Here is a 23,325-nt window from a genome sequence, read left to right as displayed (position 1 = left end):
AACAACTTATTATGACATGATCCGCCTGCAAAAAAAAGCAAACTGCTTCGTCTCTTTAATGAGAATTCGCTGTTTTTTTCATTCGGAGTTGAGAGGTTGTAAATAGTAAAATCGCCACCCAAATACAGAGGAATGTCACGATTTTTGCTGCAGATAAGTGTTCGTGATACACAAATAGCCCCAAAAAGAGTGTAATGGTCGGTGCAATATACTGCAAAATACCAACTTGGTATAAAGGAATTCTTTTGGCTCCTTCAGAAAATAAAAGAAGCGGTACAGCTGTAAAGACACCTGCAAAAAATAATAGCCCAAGAGAGCCGAAGCTGCTCGGATTCATCGTGACAACAGGTTCTTTTAAGAAGAAGAATAAGTAAACAAGCGCAGCTGGTGCAAGAAGCAGTGTTTCAATGGTTAATCCAATGGCACTCGTAAAACTCATTCTTTTTTTAATCAGTCCATAAAACCCAAAACTAAAAGCCAATACGAAAGCCACGACAGGAAATGAGCCGTACTGAACAGTTGAGATAATGACCCCAGCTGCGGCAATGAGAATGGCGGTGGTTTGCATTTTATTCAGTCGTTCTTTTAAGAAAATGATGCCTAGTAAAACTGATACAAGCGGATTAATATAATACCCTAAACTCGCTTCCAGCATAAGATCGTGATTTACAGCCCAAATGTATACATACCAGTTGACCGAAATTAAAATAGCCGATAAAAGTAATGAAAAAAGTGCTTTTCCATCTATCATCAGACCTTTCACAGTCTGCATCGCTGGACGGACTTGCTTTAAATATAAAAGAATACCGCACATAAAAATAAAGGACCATACTATTCTGTGCGCTAAAATTTCGCCTGACGAAATATGCTCCATCAGTTTCCAATATAATGGGAACAATCCCCATAATGTAAAAGATGCAGCCGTATATAAGGCACCTTTTGATTGTTGTTCGTTCAATCTAACCATTCCTTTCTAAACCTATCGTATATTATAGCACGCACATCACTTTATGGGCATATACTAATTCAGGGCATTTAGAAAGGATGATTTGCATGTTTGACTGGAACCGATTATTTCCTTTTCAAAAGCAATTTTCAAAAGAAGCGTTAAAAAATTCAGATCCTAAAGACGTTGAGCAATATGTCAATCAAGTCATGGAAAGTGTTTTCGGCTCCAATTATTCTGCTCAATTCCCCTTTCAGGATCCGCTGTCTCAGCAGCAGAAAACAAGAGAGACAGACGATAAAAAAAAGAAAGAGCCGAATGTTGAAGTATTTGAGACGACAGATCACGTGTTTGTCAAAATAGAGCTCGATCGTCCGAACACGGAAAAGGTAAAAATCAAACATACAGCCAATCTGCTGTTTATTGATCATTTTCCTGAAGAGAATAAGCAAAAGAAGGTTGTCCTGCCTGCTGCTGTGAAAAGAAAAGGAACGAAGGCTTCGTATCAAGATGGTATTTTAGAAATTATGTTTTTAAAGCATGATGATCCAGGCATTTCTGAAATTGATATTCCATTATAAAAAGCCTGCTTTGAAATGGAAGCAGGCTTACTCTTTTTTCTTAATAATATGGTGGATATCCGCCACCATAAGGTGGTGGAACAGGCGGTGGTGGCGGGTAATATGGACGAGGATAATTAAAAATCGCACTTCCTAGAAATCCGCCAAGCAGTCCGCCGACTAAAGGAGCGCCAAAACCAAAAAACAAAGGGACTCTAGATTCATATGGCGGAATGCCAGGGGCACCGCCTCGAAAATACGGAGTATGAGGGTACATGCTTTTCTCCTCCTTTGTCATGTGCCTAACATCAGCATATTCATTAGGAGACAAAACGTTTGGGCAAACCTAAAACTAGGCTTGCTCCTTTTTCACATGAGATCCAGCATACTCCCCTGCCCAGCGCGATACTTCTCCGAACACACCATGTAATGCACTCCCTTTTTCGGTTAAACAATAGATGACTTTAACTGGCGTTTCAGGAAGTACAGTGCGCTTTATGATTCCTTCTTGCTCAAGCTCTTTTAAGCGTTCTGCGAGCATTTTTTGACTGATGGATGGAATAATGTCCGTCAGGTCTTTAAACCGCTTCGGACCATCAAGCAATACATGAATGATGAGACCATTCCATCTTTTGCCAAGAAGCAAAAAAGCTTGCTGAATGTTTGGACATAATTGAAATTCCATATATTTCAGCCTTTCTTTTCATAATCGTTTGACAAACTAACGGTGTACAATTTAAAATATATCTCTAGTTACAATAAGTAAGTTTCTCACTTTTTTATTTATTGTACCATACTATTTGCAAAAACGGGAGGAAATATCCAAATGGCGAGCGATCAAAAAACGATTGACATTTTAAAAGAAAGAGCTTCAGTAAAAGAGTATGATACAACTCATGAAATGACAAAAGAAGAGTTAAAAGAGCTTCTTGATATCACAACAAAAGCACCATCTGCTTGGAACCTTCAGCATTGGCATTTCACTGTTTTCCATAGTGCTGAATCAAAAGCAAAACTTCTTCCAATTGCTTACAACCAAAAACAAGTCTCACAAGCATCAGCTGTGATTGCTGTGCTAGGTGACCTTGAAGCCAATCTAAAGGGTGAAAAAATCTACAGTGAGCTAGCAGAACAAGGCTTCATCACAGAAGATATTAAAGAAACATTGATGACGCAAATCAATGGTGCTTACCAAAGCGAGCAATATGCACGTGAAGCTGCGTATTCAAACGCTTCGTTAGCTGCTATGCAGTTAATGATTGCGGCGAAAGCAATGGGATATGATACATGCGCAATGGGCGGTTTCAGTAAAGAAGCGTACGTAAAAGAATTCAATGTGAGTGCTCGATACGAACCAGTGATGTTGATTTCTGTCGGGAAAGCAGCAAAAGAAGCTCACAAAAGCAATCGTTTTGACATCGAAGAAGTATCTGATTTCCTATAAAAAACGGCACAGTCTCAGCGTCATGCTGGGGCTTTTTTATTTGCTTTAAATATTATTTTTCCATACTTATTTTCAAGTCTTCCTTTCTCATTCTTCAGTATTTACCTCTTTTAAAAAATGAAAGCGTTATATTAGTATGATATTCATAAAAATGATTGTTTTTTCTGAAAATGGTCTTGTGATCTAATCTGACAACTGCTATTATTATGAAATTACAAAATATTAGAGGAGGAAAACATGAACAAAAAACTGATACTGGCGCTACTTATCGCGATTCCATTCATTGGACAGCTTGCACTGCTCCCCTTTGTGAATCGTATTCATCCATTTGTCATCGGGCTGCCTTTTTTCCACTTCTGGCTCTTACTATGGATTGTACTCACACCCGTTTGCACATTTATCATTTACAGGATGCAACATTCAAATGGAGGAACTGACGAATGCAAGGAAACTTAACAGCTTTATTGATTACTGCAAGTATCATTTTCATCGTCGTGGTCATCGGTTTTGCCGCTGGTCGTGATAAATCATCAAGACAATCAGTAGAAGAATGGTCTGTTGGCGGGAGAAAATTTGGCGGGCTTCTCGTCTGGTTCCTTGTTGGCGCAGACTTATATACTGCTTATACCTTTTTAGGGCTCACAAGTACAGCTTATACAGCAGGAAGTGTTGCTTTTTTCGCTATCCCCTATTCCGTTCTTGCTTATTTTATTGCGTATTTCTTCTTACCAAAACTTTGGACGGTTGCAAAAAATCACAAGCTGACAACACTTGCTGATTATGCACGTGAGCGATTTGACAGTAAACTGTTATCCAGTTTGATTGCCATTGTTGGTGTACTTATGCTCATTCCATACATTTGTCTTCAGCTAAGCGGGATTCAAGATACGTTAACTGTCGCTGGAACGAGTTATATTAATGTGAATGCAGTGGTTATGATTTCATTTATTTTAGTTGCACTTTATACATTTTTCAGTGGTATTAAAGGTCCTACATATACAGCCATTATTAAAGATATTCTTGTTTGGGTGATCATGCTCTTTATGGTCGTTTCCCTCCCGATTATTCATTTTAACGGCTGGACACCAATGATGAATACGTTAGCTAAGGAGGCCCCACAGCTTCTGACGATTCCTGAAAGCGGCCCTAAAGGCATTTTGTGGTTTATTACCGCATCAGGTGTTTCTGCACTCGCATTATTTATGTGGGCTCATGCAGCAACTGGTGTTTTCACAGCCAAAAGCGCAGATGCCATCCGTAAAAACAGTATGTTTTTACCTCTTTACAACATTGTATTGATTTTGGTCATCTTCCTTGGCTTCATTGCCTTTTTAGTCTTACCGGAAGATACAAATCCAAGATTTGCTCTTCTTCATTTAATTCAGACGTCATATGGCGGCGTGATGCAGGGGCTTGCGTATTCAACGATTGCACTTGCTTCTCTCATTCCATGTTCGATCATGGCCATTGGGGCGTCGAATTTATTTGCCAATAATTTGTACCGTGATTTAATCCATCCAAATGTGTCACCTAAACGGTTAACGATCATTACACGTTCGATGGTATTTATCGTGATCGGGCTTGCTCTTTTATTCGGTATGCTGTTCCCGACTGCGCTTGTCACGCTTCAGCTGATCGGTGTTTCTGGAATGGTTCAAATTTTCCCAGCCATTGCCATCAGCTTGTTCTGGAAAAAACAATCGAGAGAAGCAACGATTGCGGGTTTGGTTGTTGGCATCATCGTCACCTTTACAGCTAATATCTCCCAAGTCACGTTTGGTCTTTATGAAGGATTTCTTGGTTTATTAGCAAACGTTGTGGTCATCCTGATTTTGAATCCATTCTTCCAAAAGAAGATCACATCCAATTCTGTCATGAATGATCTATTTGAAAAAGATCACGACAAAACAGCGACGACCGTAAACGAAGTGTGAGATTAAAAAAGCAGTCCTCATATGAGGACTGCTCAGACCGTAGACAAACCCCACCTTTACTTCAAGTAAAGGTGGGGTTTTCACTTAATTTAATAAAATTGATCAGTTACCTTACGTTGGACTAGGTCCTTTCCATGTCCAGTTTGCTAATTTCTTAAGATTCATGGCAGCGAAAGTAAGCATCGCCTGCATCGAAACTTTTTTCAATCCTCGAAGTTTCGTCCATCGCATTCCATGCTTTTCTTTTGCATCCGCAAAAACGCGTTCAATCGTTTCTTTCCGTTTTGCATAGATGTTCTTATTCATTTCAGTGAGTCTCAGATGGTCTGCTTCGTCTAGGTAGTCCTGCCAAATATGTCGGTGAATCTGTTTGGTGTGATTTTGACTTTGTGTACAGTTATCTAGAAACGAGCAGGATTTACATACCTCTGAATCGGACGCATATTGCTTATATCCCTCTCTAGTCGTTGTACGATAAGAAAGAATTTGCCCGTTTGGGCAAATGTAACAATCAAAATGTGCGTCATATACGTATTCATTCTTTTTCAAGTAACCAGCTTTTGTTCTCGGGCGGGTGTAAGGCATGACAGGTCTTATCTCTTGATCCATTAAAAACTTGGCGATATATGGTGTTTTATATCCAGCATCAACTGCGACTACATTGGGTTTTCCGACTTTCTTTGTCACCTTTGATACGAGTGAATCTAACATACGACTATCATGAACATTTCCACCAGTGACCAGTGATCCTAAAATAAATCCTTTTGAATCACAAGCCGTATGAAATGAATAAGCAAATAATTTTTCACGTTCATCCTTTACATAGTAGCCACTCTCTGGGTCAGTTGTACTGACCTTGATTTCTTTTTTCTCTTTCTTATTCTGTAGGGGTAACGGCTTTTTTCCATGTTCCTCACGATCAACATTGATCTCCTCATGAAGCTGATTTTGATAACTTCTCGTTTCTACTCGAACAATTTTCTTTTCAAGTTTTTTCTTATTGGCGTTTGCTTTTACATGAGTTGAATCAATGAAAGCGATAGATGGATCAACGAGACCTTTTTTCATCGCTTCTCTTAAGATTCGATAAAAAATTTGTTCGAATAAATCTGTATCATGAAAGCGTCTCACGTAGTTCTTACCGAAGGTAGAAAAGTGCGGAATTTTCTCCGAAAATCCATATCCAATAAACCAACGATAAGCCACATTAGTTTCAATTTCTTTAATGGTTTGACGCATAGAGCGAATGCCAAATAGGTATTGGATCAAAACCATTTTAATAAGAACAACGGGATCCACACTTGGTCTGCCGTTATCAGAACTATAATGATCTTTGACAAGATCATACACGAAATCAAAATCGATCGCTTGATCAATTTTTCGTACAAGATGATCTTCAGGCACTAATTCATCTAAGGCCACTACTTCTAATTGATTTCTTCTTTCTTCTTCACGTTTCGATAACATGTTCATCCCCCACAGAAATGTGTTATTACCCTTATTATACAAAAAAGCTTGTAGACAAAGTCTACAAATTTTTGGTATAACACCATGTTCGTTGTGTTTTATTTTTTTATAGCATGAATGTAATGAATGGTCTCAAAAGCTGATAGGTAATCTTCTCTATTGTTAAAATACAGTTCATTAACTTTTTCAGGAGATAAATGTTCATAAATAAGTAGATCTGATTTTTCTAACATCTTTTCGATTTCAAAGTACGAAAAACATGATTTCATCGGTTCTCCGCCTATTGAAGCCATTTTCACCATATTCTCAACTCTATTAGAGATTCCTTTTTCTTCGAATAGTTTTTCGTCTGCATAATCAAAAACGATTGAACTTCCTGATGGAACATTGGTGAATAGATAATCTATTAAGCTTGTAACTTCCTCTTTAGTTAAATAGTAAGAAACACCTAAAAGACTAAAAAACGTCTTTTTGTTATCAAATCCTCTATCTTTTAGGTTTTGATAGGATAAATTTTTGGTGAAGTCCATAGAAATAAAATGAAGATTACTTGGGATTTTTAATTTAGCCTCTTCCAACCTTTGCTTTTTAAATTCCTGTGTAGCGGGATGATCAATTTCGAATATTTCTAAGCTATTTTCCAATTCTGGATGTCGGAAACTAAAAGTATCTAATCCAGCACCAAGTATGACGTATTGTCTTAATCCTAACGCTACCTCAAGAAGTAATACTTTTTCGCAATACGCAGCTCGTGACAAGGTGATTGGAGAAAGTTGGACTTGTGTAATCCATTTTAATATTTCTTCTGTATTTCCCTCGAATTTTTGTGCGTTATCTTTGTTGAAGAAGTGTATGCCTTGGACCATATTTTCTTTGATATCAGTGAATTCTTTTTCCGAAATGAATTCTTTAGCTAAATAATCATTAAAGATTTTAGGGGTATCAAATTGACTATGATAGGATCTGGCAAAAGCCGATATTAATGAAGTCACACTTGATTCATCTTTCTTCATACAAACACACTCCTTCATTTTAGAACAAAAAAATAGGGTTCTCCTGGCCAGGAGAACCCTATTATATACTCAAAAAATATAAAAGTAAATTATAGCATAATTGAATTATTTTGTCAAGATAAATTATTTGTCACAGCTTTTTTCGGACAAATATTCACACTTAGCAAGTGTTAGATGGCGCAAAAAAAGAAGAAATTCTTACCTTATCCCAAAAAGGTTTCAGTGCATGCAATGCTTACTTCCACTGCCATGAATCTTAAAAAGCCACGAAATTGGACAAGGAAAGAACCATATCCAACGTAAAATACTTTAAGTTTTTATCAAAAAATATAAAAACCCCACTTTACTTATAAAGTAAAGGTGGGGTTAATCTACAGTTCGAAACCAGTCCTCTAATGAGACTGTTTTTTTATTTCATTTCTTTTTTCAACACTTCAATGGCTTTTTTCATTTGCGTATCATTTTTCTTGAGCTTATCTTGGATGTTTGTCATCAGTACCGTCGTTGTGTCCCCTGTCAGAATACCATCAGCCTTTAGATCGTGATCTGATTGGAACCTTTTCACGACCGACTGGAATGCTTGATCATATTCTCCATTGGCTTTTGCTTTGTAGCCAAGCGCTTGGAACATTTTTTGAGCCGCTTTGACTTCATCTCCATCATCATTCAGTTGATACGTCTTTTTCGGACTTAAGTATGGCAGCTTCGCATAACTCGGCAGAGATGCTTTCACCTGTGGCTCAATTCCTTTTTTGTGAATCCAAGACCCGTCTGGTGTCAGCCACTTGGCTATGGTTAATTTCACACTAGAACCATCATTGTAGCTTTGGGCATTTTGAACAGTCCCTTTACCAAATGTCTTTTCTCCAACAAGTTGAATGCTGGAGGATTGGTGCAGAGCTGCCGCCATGATTTCAGCAGCACTCGCTGAACCGCCGTTTACAAGAACAACTGTCGGCTGATGAACTTTGCGTTCTTTTTCCGCTTTGTACACTTGTTTCTTTCCTTTTTCCTCAACCTGCATAATGACTTTTCCTTTATCGATAAAGTCATTGCTCATTTCAATTGCTTCTGTCATAATGCCGCCTGGATTATCTCTCAGATCAATGACAAAACCTTTTGCCCCTTTTTTCTCGAGATCATCAATCGCTTTATCTAACTCTTTAGACGTGGTTTCAGCAAAAGACGTGATTTGGATTTCGCCTATTTTATCTTTTGTTAGTTTTGCATACACCGTTTCAAGTGGAATCGTATCTCTTGTGATCGTCACATCCACATTTCCAACACCTTGTCGGTTCAAATGCAGTTTGACATCCGTTCCTTTTTTCCCTCTGATAAGAGAAACAGCTTTATTCACTGACATACCTTTTGTACTTTTACTATCCACTTTTAAAATACGATCATGAGGTTTCAAACCAGCTTTTTCAGCAGGAGAGCCTTTAATCGGTGCGACAATTAAAATTTGTCCATCCTTCTCTTCTACTTGTGCACCAATTCCTTCAAATGAAGATGAAATGGTGTTGTTAAACCCTTCGGCTTCCTCCTGATCCATATATGTAGAGTATGGATCATCAAGTGATGCAATCATTCCTTGAATCGCACCGTCTACTAGTTTTTGATCATCCGTTTTTTCGTAATACTCGTTTTTTACCTTCGTATATGCAGCCATGAGTTTACTAAACTTCTCATCTCCTGAAACGCTGACAGCACCTTGTTTTGTGATCACAAATGTAATCGCTGAGGAAAGCGCTGCTGTCACCAGAATGGCTATCACGAACTTGAATTGTTTTTTCAAAAAAACACCACCTTTATCTCCTTTCATTATTATCAAGGACGATTCTTCATCCGTCAACCAAAGGATCAAACTTATATTTGAAAAGATAAGCCATTTAGCCCTGCAATGCATAATCTTTAGAGAGAAACATGATAAAGAAAGAAGGGATTCCATGAGTGACTATGTAGAAATGCTTGCTTATTTTGGTGTATCAGGTGCCCATCCTGGTGGAATTGAGCTAACAAAAACGATGATTGAGCATCTTAACTTGGCGTCTGACGATCGTATACTGGATGTTGGATGCGGCACAGGACAAACAGCCGCCTATTTAGGACATTTAGGTTATGAAGTAGAGGCGATTGATACACACCCTTTGATGATTGAAAAAGCCAATCTGCGATTCGAGCGGGAACAACTACCTTTCCGTGCACAGCAAGCATCGATCGAACACCTGCCATTTGCGGATGACTCGTTCTCTCTACTGATCAGTGAATCTGTTTTAAGCTTCACCCATTTACCTGCTGCGTTTGCTGAGATAAAACGGGTGCTTGCTCCTGGAAAACAATTGATCGCAAATGAGGCTGTGTTAAAAGTGCCGCTTTCCTCAGAAGAACAGGCAGCCATTCGGGAGTTTTATGGGTTTCACTCCCTCTTTTCATTTTCTGAATGGAAAAAACAGTTAGCGTCCGCAGGATTCCGTGACATTCAGATTCTCTCATTCGATGAGCACATGGTGCAGGAGGAGCCGACTGAAATGGAATTATCAGATCAAATACCACCTTCTCTTTATGATACATTGCAGACACACTATGACCTGATTCAAACACACCGAGAACATCTGAGTCACCTTGTATTTGAATGTACAGTATAAAATGAGCGAATCTCCTATATGTTTTGTCCAAACTCTATGAAGTCTTTCGCATAGGATAAGAGTGAAAAGAGTTTGTCATAAGGAGGAAAAACATGGAGCGCTACTACAAACTTTGTCAGCAGCATATGGGGAAAGTAGCTAGAATTACTGATCGAAATGGCAGAGTACATGTTGGACGTATTGAGCGGGTGACAAACCGCAAAGTTTATATTCGTCCAGTCGGCGGGTCCCGCGGGGGCTTTGGTTATGGATATTACGGAGGTTATTATGGCTGGGGTGCAGCTTATGGCATTGGTCTCGGTTTTATTACCGGCTTCGCTTTAGCAGGTTTGTTCTTTTTTTAAAACGGCGTATAAAAGAAGGCCTCCCAGCTTCGGGAGGCCTTTTATTTGTTTATATTTTCTTCACTTTGTTCATGTATTCTTCGAATGTTAAATCATGATCATACATCGCTTTTGCAGCTTCTTTCCCTACATAGCGCAGGTGCCACGGCTCATATTCATATTTCGTGATGTCTTCTTTCCCTTTTGGATAACGGATGATAAAGCCATATTTGTAAGCATTTTTGGCTACCCATTTACCATCAGGTGTTTCACCAAATTTTTCAGAGATTTCAAAGCCGGCACTTTTTGAGGAAATATCCATAGCTAGACCTGTTTGATGTTCACTTTCGCCTGGTAAGGCTACGGCTTCTTGGGCTTTTTCTTTCCCTTTTAGTTTCACTTCACTATCAAAAATGACTTTTTGACGATCATAGGAACGATAGCCAGATACTGCAGCAAGCTCAAAGTTTTCCTTTTTAGCACCTTTGAATAACTTCGCAAGTGCCTCCGCTGCTTCTTTTCGAATATATCGTTTTTCAATATCCTCTGAAAAAGAGAATTCCACTTTTGGTACAACGAGATCAGAAGGTTTATAGGTTCCTGGCAGTGCATATTCTTTGTTCACTAAAGCAAGCACATTTTCAGGGTTTTGAATGGTCTTCAGTCCGCTCACTACCTTGATGTCATTGAAATATTCACTCTTTAACGTCAGCTCTTGATTAGATGAATCTGCCGTATCGTTTGAGTTTTGCTGGGGTGATGAACTTGCTGCGTTCTTTTGTTCGTTTGTTTTGTTAGATTCAGTGGTACCGCTTTTCTGATCCAGCAACTGGCAGCCTGATAATGCGGCCGTCAAACCAAGAATCGATGCGATTGAGAGTATTTTATAGCTTTTCTTCATGACATACCTTCCTTTTGCTCTACTAAAAAAATAAAGATGCGCTACATCGTAGCACACCCTTTATACTATTATAAAACAGAATCTAGTGCAATTAAGATCATTTCGTCAAATGTCGTTTGACGCTCTTCAGCAGTTGTTTCTTCTCCTGTTAGCACATGATCACTCACTGTCAGAATCGACAACGCTTTTCTGCCAAATTTTGCAGCAAGCGTATAAAGAGCCGTTGTCTCCATTTCGATCGCTAGAATTCCATATTGGTCCATCAGCTCAAGTGGTTTTTCATTATAAAACTGGTCTGCTGTAAATACATTCCCAACACGCACAGCTACATTTTTCGCTTCTGCTGTGTCGTAGGCTTTTTTCAGTAAACCAAAATCAGCACATGGTGCGTAATCAATCGGTCCAAATGCCACACGGTTCATTTGAGAATCTGTTGATGAGGTTTGAGCTAAGATGACGTCACGTACATTGACATCTTTTTTAATCGCTCCGCAAGAACCAACACGGATTAAGTTTTGAACATCATAGCTTTGGATCAGCTCATTCACATAGATCGAAATAGACGGTACGCCCATTCCAGTACCTTGTACAGAAATGCGTTTTCCTTTATATGTTCCAGTATAACCATACATGCCGCGCACTTCGTTATAGCACACAACATCTTCTAAATATGTATCTGCAATATATTTCGCACGAAGCGGATCGCCTGGCAGCAATACCGTTTCTGCAATTTGTCCTTTTTCTGCTCCAATATGTACACTCATTTTTTAGCCTCCACTTACGTTTAACATGTGTTTAGTCCCATTTATTATAAACGATTGAGATCAAAAAAGAAAATACCAGCTGAAAGTAAAGCTGGCATCGTCGTTTATATTTAACTCATCGTCATTAGGCGTTCACTGCGTTTCCATCCTGCCGGAAAGAGCTGGTAGTAGCACTTCCCTTTTTTCTGGTCATCAATCACAACGATATCTCCTGTTGTGATAAACCGTGCATTGTAATCATTAGGGACTGTATCTTGTACATTAAATGTCGAGAATGCTTTTTCCAGTACATCAAGGTGTGTCCTGCCGCCAATCTTTGTCCGGTACACAGGCTGATGTCCGCTTTCTGCACCATATTCAGGTGTTTGATAAATGGTTAAGTGATAAGCTGAAGGTTTCTTTTGAAAAAATCTCAACGTCAATTGCATTCAAATCCCTCCCCTTTTATATAAAATTGGCTGGGATCTATGAATTTCCTTCTTCTATTTTTGTCGAATGACGGACAATTTTTCGTCAATCTTTTTACATATGAGAAATAAAGCTAGTCCTATTGCAAAGCCCCCTGCTACATCAGTGACATAATGAACACCGATATACATCCTGCTGATGCCGATCATCAGCACACAACACCCTGTCACCATGTAGACTGCTTTTTGTCTCTTTTTCAGCCACGGAACCATTTCAATTAATAGATAGGCGATAAATGGATAGATCGTTGCTGCATTCATAGAATGACCGCTCGGAAAGCTGTAATAGCTCTCATTCACTAGATGATCAAAGGCTGGACGCTCTCTAGCAAACAGTCCTTTCAGTTCATGATTGACCGTTTTTTCTGCTATATATAGTAGAAAAAGCAGCATAATAGAGTGGTAGCGTTTATACATAAACAGCATCACGCTAAAGATGAGCATGATTGGGACAAGCAGCGCACTGATACCAAAGTCAGTCAAAGTCAGCATGACATCATTTAAAAAAGGAAGTCTGATGTTCTCAAACGATAAGATGATCTGGTTGTCCAATTCTTGAAACTTACCAGATACCATAAGCGCAGCGATGGCGCCAAACAAAAGGAAAAAAATGATGACATACACGCGAAACAATTCCCCTCCCTTTCTACTCAGAATCTCTTCAAAGTATAGTGCCTACCGCGCCTCTTCTTCAACTATCATTGCTTTCCTCAGCATATATTCAAATGTAATATCGGCAAGCTCAAACGTTTCCAGCTCAGATGGTATGTACCCTCTTTTGACCAGCTCCGTGTAGAAGAATTCTGCAATTTCCTCTGTATCAATCACCAAATCTGCTTCTTTCATTGCTTTCCGCCTCCTTTTTTATGATGTATGAACGCTGCCTTATTTTTATTACAGTTTGTCATAATGGCTTATTCCATACATATAAATGCAGTAAACGAAAAGAAAAGGGGCATGAGGCAATGAAATGGTTAAGCATTTTAGATGGACATACTTTTGATCAGGTGATGGGCCGTATCTTGAGGGGATGGTTTTATGTGATTGCTTTTTTCTGTGTTCCTTACTTTTTATTCGTGTTAGGACAAGTCTTCTTTTAACCAAAATGTTCGTTTAAACTTTCCAAAATAAAGTCCATCATATCCTTATATTCTGGGTCTTTGAAAAATTCATAGAGAATTTTATAATCATTGTAAATATCAAGAAGCTCATCCACTATAGATACAGCGAGAAATTCTAGTGATGCTTCGCTTTCTTGTTTCTCTTCTAACTGTAATAGAGCGGTTTGCACCATATCTTCCTCTATTTCTTTTGAGGTTTCTCCAACGTAATGCACAAAAAGAAGCTGATGAACAAACTGATCCATCTCATATTTCCTTAGGACAAGCGTCAAGTCTTCTTCTTCTGTTTCCAGCCATTCTCCGTCTTTTAACCTTGTCAGTTCATAAATGACATCTTCCCAGCCATCTTCAAGGTAGCGCCATATCTCAGTCCGATGGCCAATGATTTTAAATAGCTCTTTCCCGTAATCCTTTACATATACAACATCGCCAATGAGGAACTCATATTCAATGTCCAGCTTTTCTGTATCTACAATCACCCCGTCGTACTCATCGTAAAGCTGAAGTGATGTTTCAAAATAAAGCACCTCATTATGATTGACCTCATATAGATAATGTTGGTCAATTTGATGGACTTTTGTTATCGTTCCAACTGTGCCGTACATGACAACGACGACAATATCCCCTACTTTATATTTTGGTGCTTTCGCCTTCATTCTGTCTCCCCCTTGCCCGACTTTTGGTCTTAACGTATCGTATGCCGGCGCAAGGAATTCTGCATGGGCAACCACACCATGCAAAACGCCATTTTATTTCTTCATGAAAAAACCGCTTCTTCCATACGGAACAAGCGGTTGTGTGTGTTATTTTTTTTTGACTTCTACTTCGTATTGCTCAAAAGCCTCGTCAAATGTCGTCATGGAGCTTAAATAGTCCCCATTTAACTCTAAATAGGCACATAGCTCATGATAATCAGTGGATGCTTTAGGAAAGCTGTGATCTTCATAAGCAGCATTTGCAAAATGACTGATTTCATCCTTCGGTTTTGGATGTCTGTACTTCATTAAATAATGGTAAAACGACTTCACCTGTTTTTCCCTCCGCGACACTCTATTTTGTTGTTATATTATACAGGAATTTGATGACTTGTATAGGCGGAGGTACAACTTATGAAGAAAAATCAAAGTAATTACGCTTTAATAACCGCTCCATGCTCATTAATTCTTCATATGAGATTTTTTCTGGAAGCTTTGTTTGATCGACTAAAATTAATTGATCTTCTATCTCTTTTACTGTCTCATCCTTCTGATACGTCATCCCGCAATGCGTGCAAGAAATCGAAGGCGTTTCCAAAATCTCAATCGATTGTGTGCCCGTGATGAGTTCCCAATAGACTGTGGTCTGTCCTGCGTTCGCTTTCTTCTCCTCACACCAATCACATGTCAGCAACGTTATTTCTCCTCCTTTACGGTTTGTTCTTTTTTGAGCTGGGCTTGATATTTCTTCTCTTTTAATTCATCTCGTTTTTCGCGTTTGTTTTTGAGCGTATCATGTTCAGGATTCGTCTCATAAGACTCTCTTCGTTTCATTCGGCTTAAATTTTCAGGCGTAAAGGATCTTGCTTCGTCCTCAAATAGAGCTGTTATGCCAATGGCGGGTTCTTTCTTTTCTTCATAGATTTCATTAAAATACGCATCTGCTTGGCCTGCGACGTAATGTTCCGGCTCTGGATAAGAGGTGATCACACCTTCAAAGTTACGCAGGACCACTTTCTCTGGGCTTTGAGATAATAAATAATTTGGCTGTAAGGTGATCTTACCTCCTCCGCCTGGTGCATCTACAACAAAGCTTGGCACAGCATAACCACTCGTATGTCCTCTTAAGCCTTCAATGATTTCAAGGCCTTTTGAAACCGGTGTTCTAAAGTGGCCGATCCCCTCAGATAAATCACATTGATAAATATAATAAGGTCTGACGCGAATCATGACGAGATCATGCATCAGCTTCTTCATAATTGGAACACTGTCGTTAATTCCTGCTAGGATCACCGCCTGATTACCAACAGGCACGCCAGCATTGACAAGTCGCTCACACGCTTCTTTCGCTTCTTTTGTGATTTCAATGCTTGTATTAAAGTGAGTGTTCAACCAAACCGGATGATATTTTTTTAAAATCTCACACAATTCATCTGTAATTCGCTGCGGAAACACAACCGGTGCACGTGTTCCAATTCGAATGATTTCAACGTGAGGAATGTCTCGTAAGTTTTTCAAAATATATTCAAGCACTTGATCATTAATTAACAGCCCGTCACCGCCTGAAATTAACACATCCCGCACTTCAGGGGTTTCTCTAATATATCCAATGGCGGCATCTAATTGCTTTTTCGGCACGCCCATCCCGATCTGACCGGAAAAACGCCTTCTCGTACAATAGCGGCAGTACATGGAGCACTGATTTGTGACAAGAAACAGCACACGATCTGGGTAGCGGTGCGTTAAACCTGGAACAGGTGAATCCTCATCTTCATGGAGCGGATCTTCGAGGTCATATTTTGTTTTATGAAGCTCTTCTGCAATTGGTACAGACTGCATACGGATTGGGCATCTTGGATCGTCTGGATTCATCAGTGAGGCATAGTAGGGTGTAATGTTGAGTGGAATGGTTTTCGTAGAAATCTTCACCCCTTCTTTTTCCTCTTCTGTTAAGTTCACGACTTTTTCTAAATCTTCAAGCGTTTTGACCGTATGCGTCAGCTGCCAAATCCAGTCGTTCCACTTTTCCTCGGGTACGTCCTTCCAAAGTTCAATGTCCTTCCAATGTCGCGCAGGTTGATACAGTTTTTGATTCATATCCATTCCCCCTATCAGCATTCACTTTATACTATGCAAGTTATGTGCCAACATGGGAAAATGCCCCTATTCTTTACAAAAGGAGCTTTTCCGTCACATTCACCTGTTTGAAGTGCCTACTTTTCGGCATCTGTATATTTTTTTAGTTTATACTGCAATGTTTGTCGAGGAATTTTTAAAGCGGCTGCCGTTTGCTTAATATTCCCTGCGTGCTGTCTTAAAGCTTCTTGAATCAGCGTTTGTTCAAATGACGTCACTTGACTTTTTAATGAGGACTCTGGCGGATGACTTTCTATCTGATGCGTCCGCAAATGGGCAGGGAGATATGCTGGGGTGATTTCTTCTGCTTCCTTTGGCATCATCAAGACGGCATGCTCGATCGTATGTTTTAATTCTCTGACATTCCCTGGCCACTGATGGGCCATAAATACTTGGACGGTTTCTTCAGAAAGGCGGTTGACGTTTTTAGAAAATTGCTGATGATACGTTTGAATAAAGTGGCGGGATAACAGCTGGATATCATGCTTCCTTGTGCGAAGCGGCGGGATATGAAATGATGACACATGCAGTCTATAAAATAAGTCTTCTCTTAACATTTGTTTTTTAACGGCTTCAAATGGGTCGATATTGAGGGCAGTAATCACTCTGACATTTACTTGAACCGCCTTTGCATCACCTATCCGGCGGACAACACCATCCTCTAACACACGCAGTAATTTTGTTTGAAGCGTAAGCGGCATCGCTTGCAGCTCATCAAGAAAAAGAGTACCGCCATCTGCTAACTCAAACAGCCCCTTGCGATCTATTGCGCCCGTATAACTTCCTTTGACAGACCCGAATAACAGACTTTCAAGCAGCGATTCTGGAAGAGCAGCGCAGTTTTGCGGGATAAAGACTTGATCTTTCCGATCAGATGCATGAACAATCGCTTGTACGAGTACCTCTTTTCCTGTCCCAGTTTCCCCGAAGACCATAACCGATGAAGGATATGCAGCAGCTTTTTTCGCTTTCTCCAGCATCTCTTTTAAGTGTGGATCATTTGTTAAAAATGAAGAAAAATCGAGCATTTGAGTGGTCTCTGCGGCACCATCCGTTCGTTTTTTTTGATCTAAACGATTCGAAAGCGCCGACAGCTTCGACACATCCTTCGCTACTTCTACCGCCCCAATTAACTTACTGCCTTCCATAATGGGCAGTGTGGTGTTGACGGTCTCAATTTTTTCTCCATTTTTATTCAAATAGGTTTGCAACGAATGATAAATGGGTTTTCCTGTTCTAAGTACATGCATGAGTGTACTTGTCTTTTCAGTTAATGAAGGATACACATCCAGTATGTACTTGCCAATCACCTCTTCTTTCGCTAAACAGTCGAACTTCGCTGCATTATGATTATAAAAGATGGTGACCCCTTGATCGTCTACAACGTGAATCGCTTCATCGATGGCTTCTAAAATTAATTCAAACCAATCCGCTCTTTCGACAACCTTCCCCACTATTTCCCCCTCACTTTCTATGCCGAAAATCCGGCACTGTATTGCCCAATTTTCAGCGGCTTGATGATATTCAACGTGTTCCCCTATCCTTTTCACGTTTCGCTTTTTCCTTTCGATCTCCTGCTTTTTTCGTCAATTCTAAAAAAAGCACCCCTCTTAGGAGGAGTGCTTTCGCCCTGACGTTTGATAAAGAGACAAGTCAAATTCCTGAAGAGACTCCATATACAGCGGCACAATTGGCTTTCCTTCTTGAAAAAATGCAAATTGAGAAGGTTGTAGTTTGATTGGCTGATGGTAAAACGCAAATATTTTCACTACCTCGGGGACAATTCGGCAAAAGGTATCATGCACAAATAAATAGACATCTTGTTTCCATTTAAACAGCCGTCTATTTGGCGGGCTGAATATAGGAGATACTTGAATGATCTTGCCATCCTTAAACGTCTCCAGCTGCTGTTTTGTGACCGTGTATATCTCCTTTTGATGAAACTGAAAATATTGCACATCACGTCTTGAAGCAAACCGTCTTTTTGTCTGATGTTCAATATAATAAAATGTTCTGCCGTTATCTGCGGTGACGACTGTATAATTTGGGACTGTCAGCGGCTCGTTCATTTCATATTTCATCGTACATAAGGAAGGAACACGAATCGCACGCCTGTTCTTTTCATTCACCCAGCGCTTGTCAATGCGATGAAGATATCCGCTAGCGATTTGATAATAAGCGCCTTCTCTTTCAATCACAGCTCCGTCAATTAAATCGTAGGGCATACTCGCAAACATATGATGGAATGATTGTGGCGTTTTATATGTGGTATCAAGTACTTCTTTTAATGGAAAGAACGCAGCAAAATGATTCAGTCTCATCCAAAACACAGAGTCAGCATGATGCCAATGTTTTGGTTCGTCGGCCCAGTATTGTCCGTATTTTTCATGAATAAGCGGAAGCAGCCGGCTTCTATGCATAACAGAGCAATGGTCGACTTGAAAGGATGCATGCTCCAACACTTGATCTGCTTCTCGAACGAAGCTCGCCGTTTCCACCAAATGCTGATTCACATGCACGACACGCTGCGAGGAATAGACGATATCTATGTGAGGCTTCGATTGAAAAACCTCGACCATTTTCTCTAAACGATCTTTTCTGTAGACTGTATCATCAGTTACATAACAAACCAGCTCACCTGTTATACGTGTTAATGCTTCATTAATTAGCGTTGCATAACGTACAGTCTTCAGCCGGTTTGCAGGATGAATTTGATGAGAATACAATTGAATGCGTTTATCCACTAAATAAGGCTGCATCTTTTGGATCGTTTCTTGTTCAGAGCCATCATCCATGATCAAAAGCTCCCAATGCTGATACGTTTGTTCTACCACACTCTTTAGCACACGTTCAATGAAATCAGGTTTGTTGTAGCTTGTTAATATCACTGATACTTTCATGACCATTATCCTTTTTTAAATAGATTAAAAAGCCCCCCAGCTGACAATGTTCACATAAGGAACACTTACTCTTAGCTGATTTGTCGCATTTTTAAAGACTGCTACTGAGTCAAACAATTGTACGACAACCACGTTTTGCAGCACATCTCCATTGACTAAATGAACACGCGGCAGCGGAATGCCGAGCTCAAGCCACGGGCGCAGCAATTCTTTAATCTCTGACGCACTCCCTTCCTCACTTTCCTCTAAAAGATGAAGAAGAAGTATAATCAACACAACTTCAAGTATTCCTTCTGTTTCTAGTAATTCTTCGTTCCAGCCATTTAATAGTTGTTCAAATTCCATTCAGATTCCCTCTTTCTTCTCGTTTGATCTTTACTAGAGTATGAGGATCACTTCATTTAGCATCAGCATTTGAAAACATTTTTCAAAAATGTGTGAAGTCATTAAATGAAAAAAAGAACAAGGAATGAGCATTCTGCTTATACCAAAAAAAGAGAACGGCATATACATAGTGGTGTGTTTGAATGGATGAAGAAAGGATGGGGAAAACATGAGCGAAAAGCGTGCCGAATTAAAAAAAGAGCTATTAAAGCTGTTTTTCAAACCGCTTAGTCATGCGTTAACAGTTAATCTCGAAGAAGGAGGAGTTCAAGTGGAAGAAAAATTGAACGATTTATTTAGTGAGGTAGCTGCTGAAGCATCACCTTCAGATTCTGCTACAACACTCGACGTATCTCAACCAGCAAGATGGATTTTCGCAAGACTTGCACCTGGAACAGTCATTAGCATTGTCATGGACTCAGGTGACTTAATCGGACCCGTTCAATTCGTATCATTCGATGCTTCAACAGGTGTTGTTTTCGTCACACAAGAAAGCTCTGTGACACCTACAGGCTCTGCAACGACTCTATTAGATGTAGATAAAGTAGAAAGTGTTACGTTCACATCTTAATGTGAGAGGGCCATCATGAAGCTTCTTTATATCAGCTCTGGCTACGGTGGAATCTATCGGATGTTCGATCAATGGATAGAAGAGAGCTTCATTGATTCCCCACTTTCATGCGTCAAGGTGGATAGGGAAACTCTACCCGCTCATATGCACAAAATCCGGACATTTTCTCCGGATTTTGTTTTCATGATGATCGGTGATCATATTCCAACAGAACTGCTTCATCAATTCAAACAAGAAAAGATCCCCGTTGTACTGTGGATGACAGAAGACCCTTTTTATATAGATGTGTCAGCTGCATGCGTAAGTGATGCACAGCTGATCTTAACGATTGACGAAGGTGCTTTGTCATTTTACAAACAACTAGGCGCTAATCACACGCACTACTTTCCCATTCCGACCAATACACACGTATTTCAGAAAAAAGAATCACCACATGAGTCGTGCAGCTATGACATTGCACTCATTGGCTACCCTTATCCAAACCGCATTAAAGCCATTGATACACTCTTACATCAAAACAAATGGCGCATTCTCGTAGCAGGAAAAGAGTGGCATCGCGTGTTGAATAAATCACGCAGACGATATCGCGATCTCACACTGATGACCCACTGGCTGAGTCCCGAGCAGATGGCAGACATCTATCAAACATCAGCCATTGTTCTGAATCCGCACAGGCCCGCGCAATTTGCCTATAATCAAAACAAAGCCAATGTTCAAAATAAGAGCCTGAACAACAGAGCATTTGATATCGCTGCAAGCGGAGGCTTTCAGTTGACAGATCTACAACCGTCACAGGCATTTTCAAGCTTCGCTTTTTACACACATGAAAACGATTTGATTAAGCAGGTCGAGCACTATGTAACAAACCCTCAACAAAGACAATCGGTTGCAGAGAACAATTACGAGCAAGTCGTTCGCTGGAACACATTTGATACGCTGCCTTACAGACTTTATGAAATAGTCAAAAGCGCCCTATGACCGGGCGCTTTTTCTAATTGCCATCATCTTATGCCGTTCCTTCTGCATCTTGTCGAGCCAGTAAAATCTTCTCTGCCTTTTTCCGATCTTCCTCACTTTTCACAACAAGCGATTGCGCATGATCCATCATATATGCACCAACAGATCCTTCTAAAAAGGAATGAATGCATTCTTTTGCATATGGAACATGAAACGCATAGACAGCTCCATTTAAACGTCCATACGTATAAGGGTGCTCCTGAGTTGGTACAAAAAAATAATGATTGTCCTTATACAGGCTGGCTTCATTGGTGTCATGAAGTGTCCAAGTTTCATTTGGATTTTCTAAAGCCTCTGTAAAAGAAGCCGCACAATCATATCCCCCCTCTACTAGAAGCTGCAAGCAGTTCTCAATATCTGCCGTCTGCCTTAGTGGTGATGCTGGATGCAAATACAAAACAATATCAAACGTCTTTCCCTCTCGTTCTAAATAAGCAAGTGCATGCTTCACAGCTACTAAAGAAGGTGTTTGTTCCGTCACATGTGTGCTTGGCAGTTCAATCACATTTGCTCCATAGTGGGACGAAATGATTTGAGTATTCACATCCTCTGAAGATACGATGATTTCATCTAATTCAATCATTTGTAATAATGGCTGAATGGTCCAATAGATCAGCGGCCGCTCCGCCAATACGCGAATGTGTTCAGCATGATGTCCCTGCTTGCTGCTAAAAGCTGGTATCATAGCTAAAATACGATTTCCCCTATACATGTATGATCTTCTCCCCTCGCGGCTCAGTATCAGAGAATACATTCTGAGAGCTGAACTGATCACCGTACTGAAGTTCTTCAGGTGCCTCGCTATTCTACTTAATCTTCTATCTCTACATATTCTATTAAGTCGTCAAGCAGATGGTTATAATTGGTTCACCTAATTTATGCATGAAGTGGTTCTTTTCCTCAAACGTCTTCCACTCTTTCACATATGATGCAAAGTAGAGAAATGAGAGTTGGGGGATTAGATATGTCCAAACAAATAGAAACGAGTTTGAAGACCTTTTTTCGCGACAAAATCATCTTGGTCACAGGCGGTACGGGTTCGATTGGCCGGCAGATTGTGAAAAAATTAACAGCCTGCTCTCCTAAAAAGGTCATTGTCTTCAGTAAAGATGACAGTAAACAATACATGATGAAAAATGAATATGCGGCAAATCCAGAGGTTGTATTTGCACTTGGAGATGTGAGGGATGCCAGCCGCGTCAGGCAGCTTGCCAAAGGGGTAGATATCATCTTCCATGCAGCTGCACTCAAACAAGTACCCACCTGCGAAGATAATCCGTTTGAAGCTGTCCAAACCAACATCATCGGCGGACAGCATGTCATTGAAGCAGCACTTGAACATGAAGTTAGTCATGTTGTCAACATTTCAACCGACAAAGCGGTTTCTCCGACAAATGCCATGGGAGCTACAAAATTAATTTCAGAAAAATTGTTTTTTCAAGCGAATGAAAGTATTTCAAATCAGAAAACGAAGTTTTGCTCTGTCCGGTTTGGCAATGTGCTTGGATCAAGGGGTTCCGTCATCCCCATCATGCTTCAACAGTTGTTAAATGAACAACCTCTAACTGTAACTGATCCTAAGATGACACGCTTTTTTATGTCTATCGAAGAAGCTGTATCTCTCACGCTTGAAGCAGCTATCATGATGAAAGGCGGCGAAACATTCATCCTCAAGATGGAGTCATTACAGCTGGCTGATCTATTGAAAGCATTTCATGAATATGCCGGTCAGATTAATGTTCCTTCTCCTGATATTCTCGTTGTCGGAAAAAGACCTGGAGAAAAACTTCACGAGGAACTCACATTCCCTCACGAGGCAGATGCACTGTTTGAACATGAACAATTTTATGCCATTTTACCAAGACCACATCTTCACCCTCATTTTCAAAAAGTCCATTTGACCCATTACACATCAAACGAAGCACCGCTCATTACAAAAGAGAAACTGTTTCACATCATTGAACAATTACATCATACCCACCATAAAAAATAAAAAATCGTCACACGGAAGCAGCTGACTTCCATGTGACGATTTTT

Annotated in this window: 29 protein-coding genes; 10 read left to right on the top strand and 19 right to left on the bottom strand. The window is 40.0% G+C overall.

Annotated features, from left to right (window positions below):
• Positions 1-55: 55 nt before the first annotated feature.
• On the bottom strand, positions 56-967 hold the full coding sequence (gene rarD / locus MHH23_RS11390) for an EamA family transporter RarD (protein ID WP_235683752.1): 912 nt from the start codon (positions 965-967) through the stop codon (positions 56-58).
• Positions 968-1,053: 86 nt separating this feature from the next.
• Between rarD and MHH23_RS11385 the strand changes: the two genes are divergently transcribed.
• A complete protein-coding gene (locus tag MHH23_RS11385) occupies positions 1,054-1,527 on the top strand; it encodes a spore gernimation protein GerT (RefSeq protein WP_024718570.1) in 474 nt (157 codons plus the stop codon).
• Between the two features lie 40 nt (positions 1,528-1,567).
• Here MHH23_RS11385 and MHH23_RS11380 read toward each other — a convergent pair whose 3' ends face one another.
• Positions 1,568-1,783 carry a hypothetical protein gene (locus tag MHH23_RS11380; protein WP_044141204.1) on the bottom strand — a complete coding sequence of 72 codons (216 nt, stop codon included), beginning with the start codon at positions 1,781-1,783 and terminating at the stop codon, positions 1,568-1,570.
• 75 nt (positions 1,784-1,858) lie between these two features.
• Positions 1,859-2,191 (bottom strand): winged helix-turn-helix transcriptional regulator, encoded by a 333-nt coding sequence (locus tag MHH23_RS11375; protein WP_008346466.1) that lies wholly within the window; start codon positions 2,189-2,191, stop codon positions 1,859-1,861.
• A 141-nt stretch (positions 2,192-2,332) separates the two neighbouring features.
• On the opposite strand from MHH23_RS11375, the gene MHH23_RS11370 reads away from it, so the two are divergent.
• The 3 genes from MHH23_RS11370 to MHH23_RS11360 all read left to right on the top strand — a co-directional run bounded on the left by MHH23_RS11370 (position 2,333) and on the right by MHH23_RS11360 (position 4,884).
• On the top strand, positions 2,333-2,950 hold the full coding sequence (locus MHH23_RS11370) for a nitroreductase family protein (protein ID WP_340959514.1): 618 nt from the start codon (positions 2,333-2,335) through the stop codon (positions 2,948-2,950).
• 237 nt (positions 2,951-3,187) lie between these two features.
• The gene (locus MHH23_RS11365; RefSeq protein ID WP_017359680.1) at positions 3,188-3,406 is read left to right on the top strand and encodes a DUF3311 domain-containing protein; all 219 of its coding nucleotides are present in this window, start codon (positions 3,188-3,190) and stop codon (positions 3,404-3,406) included.
• Entirely contained in the window at positions 3,391-4,884 is a 1,494-nt protein-coding gene (locus tag MHH23_RS11360; RefSeq protein ID WP_340959512.1) for a sodium:solute symporter family protein, read from the top strand. Before MHH23_RS11365 ends, MHH23_RS11360 begins: the two co-directional genes overlap by 16 nt.
• Before the next feature lie 111 nt (positions 4,885-4,995).
• On the opposite strand, the gene MHH23_RS11355 is transcribed toward MHH23_RS11360, so the two are convergent.
• From MHH23_RS11355 to MHH23_RS11345, 3 genes are all read right to left on the bottom strand, one after another.
• Positions 4,996-6,351: an IS1182 family transposase gene (locus tag MHH23_RS11355; protein WP_268357090.1), complete on the bottom strand. Its 1,356-nt coding sequence runs from the start codon at positions 6,349-6,351 to the stop codon at positions 4,996-4,998.
• A 98-nt stretch (positions 6,352-6,449) separates the two neighbouring features.
• On the bottom strand, positions 6,450-7,364 hold the full coding sequence (locus MHH23_RS11350) for a class I SAM-dependent methyltransferase (protein ID WP_340959511.1): 915 nt from the start codon (positions 7,362-7,364) through the stop codon (positions 6,450-6,452).
• Positions 7,365-7,773: 409 nt separating this feature from the next.
• A complete protein-coding gene (locus MHH23_RS11345) occupies positions 7,774-9,159 on the bottom strand; it encodes a S41 family peptidase (protein ID WP_138278644.1) in 1,386 nt (461 codons plus the stop codon).
• A gap of 151 nt (positions 9,160-9,310) precedes the next feature.
• Between MHH23_RS11345 and MHH23_RS11340 the strand changes: the two genes are divergently transcribed.
• Together MHH23_RS11340 and MHH23_RS11335 are read left to right on the top strand one after the other, a co-directional pair.
• Entirely contained in the window at positions 9,311-10,009 is a 699-nt protein-coding gene (locus MHH23_RS11340; protein ID WP_340959508.1) for a class I SAM-dependent methyltransferase, read from the top strand.
• A 92-nt stretch (positions 10,010-10,101) separates the two neighbouring features.
• On the top strand, positions 10,102-10,353 hold the full coding sequence (locus tag MHH23_RS11335) for a hypothetical protein (RefSeq protein ID WP_047946638.1): 252 nt from the start codon (positions 10,102-10,104) through the stop codon (positions 10,351-10,353).
• 49 nt (positions 10,354-10,402) lie between these two features.
• On the opposite strand, the gene MHH23_RS11330 is transcribed toward MHH23_RS11335, so the two are convergent.
• The 5 genes from MHH23_RS11330 to MHH23_RS11310 all read right to left on the bottom strand — a co-directional run bounded on the left by MHH23_RS11330 (position 10,403) and on the right by MHH23_RS11310 (position 13,310).
• The gene (locus MHH23_RS11330; protein WP_340959506.1) at positions 10,403-11,233 is read right to left on the bottom strand and encodes a M15 family metallopeptidase; all 831 of its coding nucleotides are present in this window, start codon (positions 11,231-11,233) and stop codon (positions 10,403-10,405) included.
• A gap of 68 nt (positions 11,234-11,301) precedes the next feature.
• Positions 11,302-11,997: a purine-nucleoside phosphorylase gene (gene deoD, locus MHH23_RS11325; RefSeq protein ID WP_007500754.1), complete on the bottom strand. Its 696-nt coding sequence runs from the start codon at positions 11,995-11,997 to the stop codon at positions 11,302-11,304.
• A 110-nt stretch (positions 11,998-12,107) separates the two neighbouring features.
• Complete coding sequence (locus MHH23_RS11320; RefSeq protein ID WP_007500756.1) at positions 12,108-12,425, bottom strand: YodL domain-containing protein; 318 nt, start codon at positions 12,423-12,425, stop codon at positions 12,108-12,110.
• Positions 12,426-12,479: 54 nt separating this feature from the next.
• The gene (locus MHH23_RS11315; RefSeq protein ID WP_340959505.1) at positions 12,480-13,088 is read right to left on the bottom strand and encodes a phosphatase PAP2 family protein; all 609 of its coding nucleotides are present in this window, start codon (positions 13,086-13,088) and stop codon (positions 12,480-12,482) included.
• A gap of 51 nt (positions 13,089-13,139) precedes the next feature.
• Positions 13,140-13,310, bottom strand: coding sequence for a YozD family protein (locus tag MHH23_RS11310; RefSeq protein ID WP_008346445.1), 171 nt, complete (start codon positions 13,308-13,310; stop codon positions 13,140-13,142).
• A gap of 119 nt (positions 13,311-13,429) precedes the next feature.
• Here MHH23_RS11310 and MHH23_RS11305 point away from each other — a divergent pair, with 119 nt between their 5' ends.
• A complete protein-coding gene (locus tag MHH23_RS11305) occupies positions 13,430-13,564 on the top strand; it encodes a hypothetical protein (protein ID WP_017359686.1) in 135 nt (44 codons plus the stop codon).
• On the opposite strand, the gene MHH23_RS11300 is transcribed toward MHH23_RS11305, so the two are convergent.
• From MHH23_RS11300 to cgeC, 7 genes are all read right to left on the bottom strand, one after another.
• Positions 13,561-14,241 (bottom strand): hypothetical protein, encoded by a 681-nt coding sequence (locus MHH23_RS11300; RefSeq protein WP_008346441.1) that lies wholly within the window; start codon positions 14,239-14,241, stop codon positions 13,561-13,563. The genes MHH23_RS11305 and MHH23_RS11300 overlap by 4 nt on opposite strands.
• Positions 14,242-14,388: 147 nt before the next feature.
• Positions 14,389-14,613, bottom strand: coding sequence for a YozE family protein (locus tag MHH23_RS11295; protein ID WP_003215834.1), 225 nt, complete (start codon positions 14,611-14,613; stop codon positions 14,389-14,391).
• Positions 14,614-14,692: 79 nt separating this feature from the next.
• Positions 14,693-14,974 carry a YokU family protein gene (locus tag MHH23_RS11290; protein WP_024718564.1) on the bottom strand — a complete coding sequence of 94 codons (282 nt, stop codon included), beginning with the start codon at positions 14,972-14,974 and terminating at the stop codon, positions 14,693-14,695.
• Between the two features lie 2 nt (positions 14,975-14,976).
• Complete coding sequence (ablA, locus tag MHH23_RS11285; RefSeq protein ID WP_008346434.1) at positions 14,977-16,377, bottom strand: lysine 2,3-aminomutase; 1,401 nt, start codon at positions 16,375-16,377, stop codon at positions 14,977-14,979.
• Between the two features lie 116 nt (positions 16,378-16,493).
• Entirely contained in the window at positions 16,494-17,870 is a 1,377-nt protein-coding gene (locus MHH23_RS11280) for a sigma-54 interaction domain-containing protein (RefSeq protein ID WP_024718563.1), read from the bottom strand.
• 156 nt (positions 17,871-18,026) lie between these two features.
• Positions 18,027-19,322 (bottom strand): glycosyltransferase family 2 protein, encoded by a 1,296-nt coding sequence (locus tag MHH23_RS11275; protein ID WP_306160333.1) that lies wholly within the window; start codon positions 19,320-19,322, stop codon positions 18,027-18,029.
• 18 nt (positions 19,323-19,340) lie between these two features.
• Positions 19,341-19,661, bottom strand: coding sequence for a spore maturation protein CgeC (cgeC, locus tag MHH23_RS11270; RefSeq protein WP_007500768.1), 321 nt, complete (start codon positions 19,659-19,661; stop codon positions 19,341-19,343).
• Between the two features lie 208 nt (positions 19,662-19,869).
• On the opposite strand from cgeC, the gene MHH23_RS11265 reads away from it, so the two are divergent.
• Both MHH23_RS11265 and MHH23_RS11260 read left to right on the top strand, forming a co-directional pair.
• Complete coding sequence (locus MHH23_RS11265) at positions 19,870-20,271, top strand: hypothetical protein (RefSeq protein WP_007500770.1); 402 nt, start codon at positions 19,870-19,872, stop codon at positions 20,269-20,271.
• 183 nt (positions 20,272-20,454) lie between these two features.
• Positions 20,455-21,249, top strand: coding sequence for a CgeB family protein (locus MHH23_RS11260; protein ID WP_340959503.1), 795 nt, complete (start codon positions 20,455-20,457; stop codon positions 21,247-21,249).
• A gap of 28 nt (positions 21,250-21,277) precedes the next feature.
• Here MHH23_RS11260 and MHH23_RS11255 read toward each other — a convergent pair whose 3' ends face one another.
• Complete coding sequence (locus tag MHH23_RS11255) at positions 21,278-22,000, bottom strand: acylneuraminate cytidylyltransferase family protein (protein ID WP_335352716.1); 723 nt, start codon at positions 21,998-22,000, stop codon at positions 21,278-21,280.
• A gap of 252 nt (positions 22,001-22,252) precedes the next feature.
• Between MHH23_RS11255 and MHH23_RS11250 the strand changes: the two genes are divergently transcribed.
• Positions 22,253-23,281 (top strand): SDR family NAD(P)-dependent oxidoreductase, encoded by a 1,029-nt coding sequence (locus MHH23_RS11250; protein WP_340959502.1) that lies wholly within the window; start codon positions 22,253-22,255, stop codon positions 23,279-23,281.
• The last annotated feature ends 44 nt before the right edge of the window (positions 23,282-23,325 follow it).

Source organism: Bacillus sp. FSL K6-3458, assembly GCF_038005045.1.
In the GTDB taxonomy this organism is placed as follows: domain Bacteria; phylum Bacillota; class Bacilli; order Bacillales; family Bacillaceae; genus Bacillus; species Bacillus altitudinis.
Note: the sequence above shows the minus strand (reverse complement) of the source record. Positions and strands in the feature narration are given on the sequence as shown.

Coding starts and splice junctions, on each gene's coding strand:
- MHH23_RS11330 (WP_340959506.1), bottom strand. CDS start 11,233: ATGAAGAAAAGCTATAAAATACTCTCAATCGCATCGATTCTTGGTTTG.
- MHH23_RS11375 (WP_008346466.1), bottom strand. CDS start 2,191: ATGGAATTTCAATTATGTCCAAACATTCAGCAAGCTTTTTTGCTTCTT.
- MHH23_RS11260 (WP_340959503.1), top strand. CDS start 20,455: ATGATGATCGGTGATCATATTCCAACAGAACTGCTTCATCAATTCAAA.
- rarD (WP_235683752.1), bottom strand. CDS start 967: ATGGTTAGATTGAACGAACAACAATCAAAAGGTGCCTTATATACGGCT.
- cgeC (WP_007500768.1), bottom strand. CDS start 19,661: ATGGAATTTGAACAACTATTAAATGGCTGGAACGAAGAATTACTAGAA.
- MHH23_RS11380 (WP_044141204.1), bottom strand. CDS start 1,783: ATGTACCCTCATACTCCGTATTTTCGAGGCGGTGCCCCTGGCATTCCG.
- MHH23_RS11275 (WP_306160333.1), bottom strand. CDS start 19,322: ATGGTCATGAAAGTATCAGTGATATTAACAAGCTACAACAAACCTGAT.
- MHH23_RS11335 (WP_047946638.1), top strand. CDS start 10,102: ATGGAGCGCTACTACAAACTTTGTCAGCAGCATATGGGGAAAGTAGCT.
- MHH23_RS11300 (WP_008346441.1), bottom strand. CDS start 14,241: ATGAAGGCGAAAGCACCAAAATATAAAGTAGGGGATATTGTCGTCGTT.
- ablA (WP_008346434.1), bottom strand. CDS start 16,377: ATGAATCAAAAACTGTATCAACCTGCGCGACATTGGAAGGACATTGAA.
- MHH23_RS11340 (WP_340959508.1), top strand. CDS start 9,311: ATGAGTGACTATGTAGAAATGCTTGCTTATTTTGGTGTATCAGGTGCC.
- MHH23_RS11250 (WP_340959502.1), top strand. CDS start 22,253: ATGTCCAAACAAATAGAAACGAGTTTGAAGACCTTTTTTCGCGACAAA.
- deoD (WP_007500754.1), bottom strand. CDS start 11,997: ATGAGTGTACATATTGGAGCAGAAAAAGGACAAATTGCAGAAACGGTA.
- MHH23_RS11265 (WP_007500770.1), top strand. CDS start 19,870: ATGAGCGAAAAGCGTGCCGAATTAAAAAAAGAGCTATTAAAGCTGTTT.
- MHH23_RS11310 (WP_008346445.1), bottom strand. CDS start 13,310: ATGAAAGAAGCAGATTTGGTGATTGATACAGAGGAAATTGCAGAATTC.
- MHH23_RS11350 (WP_340959511.1), bottom strand. CDS start 7,364: ATGAAGAAAGATGAATCAAGTGTGACTTCATTAATATCGGCTTTTGCC.
- MHH23_RS11370 (WP_340959514.1), top strand. CDS start 2,333: ATGGCGAGCGATCAAAAAACGATTGACATTTTAAAAGAAAGAGCTTCA.
- MHH23_RS11320 (WP_007500756.1), bottom strand. CDS start 12,425: ATGCAATTGACGTTGAGATTTTTTCAAAAGAAACCTTCAGCTTATCAC.
- MHH23_RS11355 (WP_268357090.1), bottom strand. CDS start 6,351: ATGTTATCGAAACGTGAAGAAGAAAGAAGAAATCAATTAGAAGTAGTG.
- MHH23_RS11255 (WP_335352716.1), bottom strand. CDS start 22,000: ATGTATAGGGGAAATCGTATTTTAGCTATGATACCAGCTTTTAGCAGC.
- MHH23_RS11360 (WP_340959512.1), top strand. CDS start 3,391: ATGCAAGGAAACTTAACAGCTTTATTGATTACTGCAAGTATCATTTTC.
- MHH23_RS11365 (WP_017359680.1), top strand. CDS start 3,188: ATGAACAAAAAACTGATACTGGCGCTACTTATCGCGATTCCATTCATT.
- MHH23_RS11305 (WP_017359686.1), top strand. CDS start 13,430: ATGAAATGGTTAAGCATTTTAGATGGACATACTTTTGATCAGGTGATG.
- MHH23_RS11385 (WP_024718570.1), top strand. CDS start 1,054: ATGTTTGACTGGAACCGATTATTTCCTTTTCAAAAGCAATTTTCAAAA.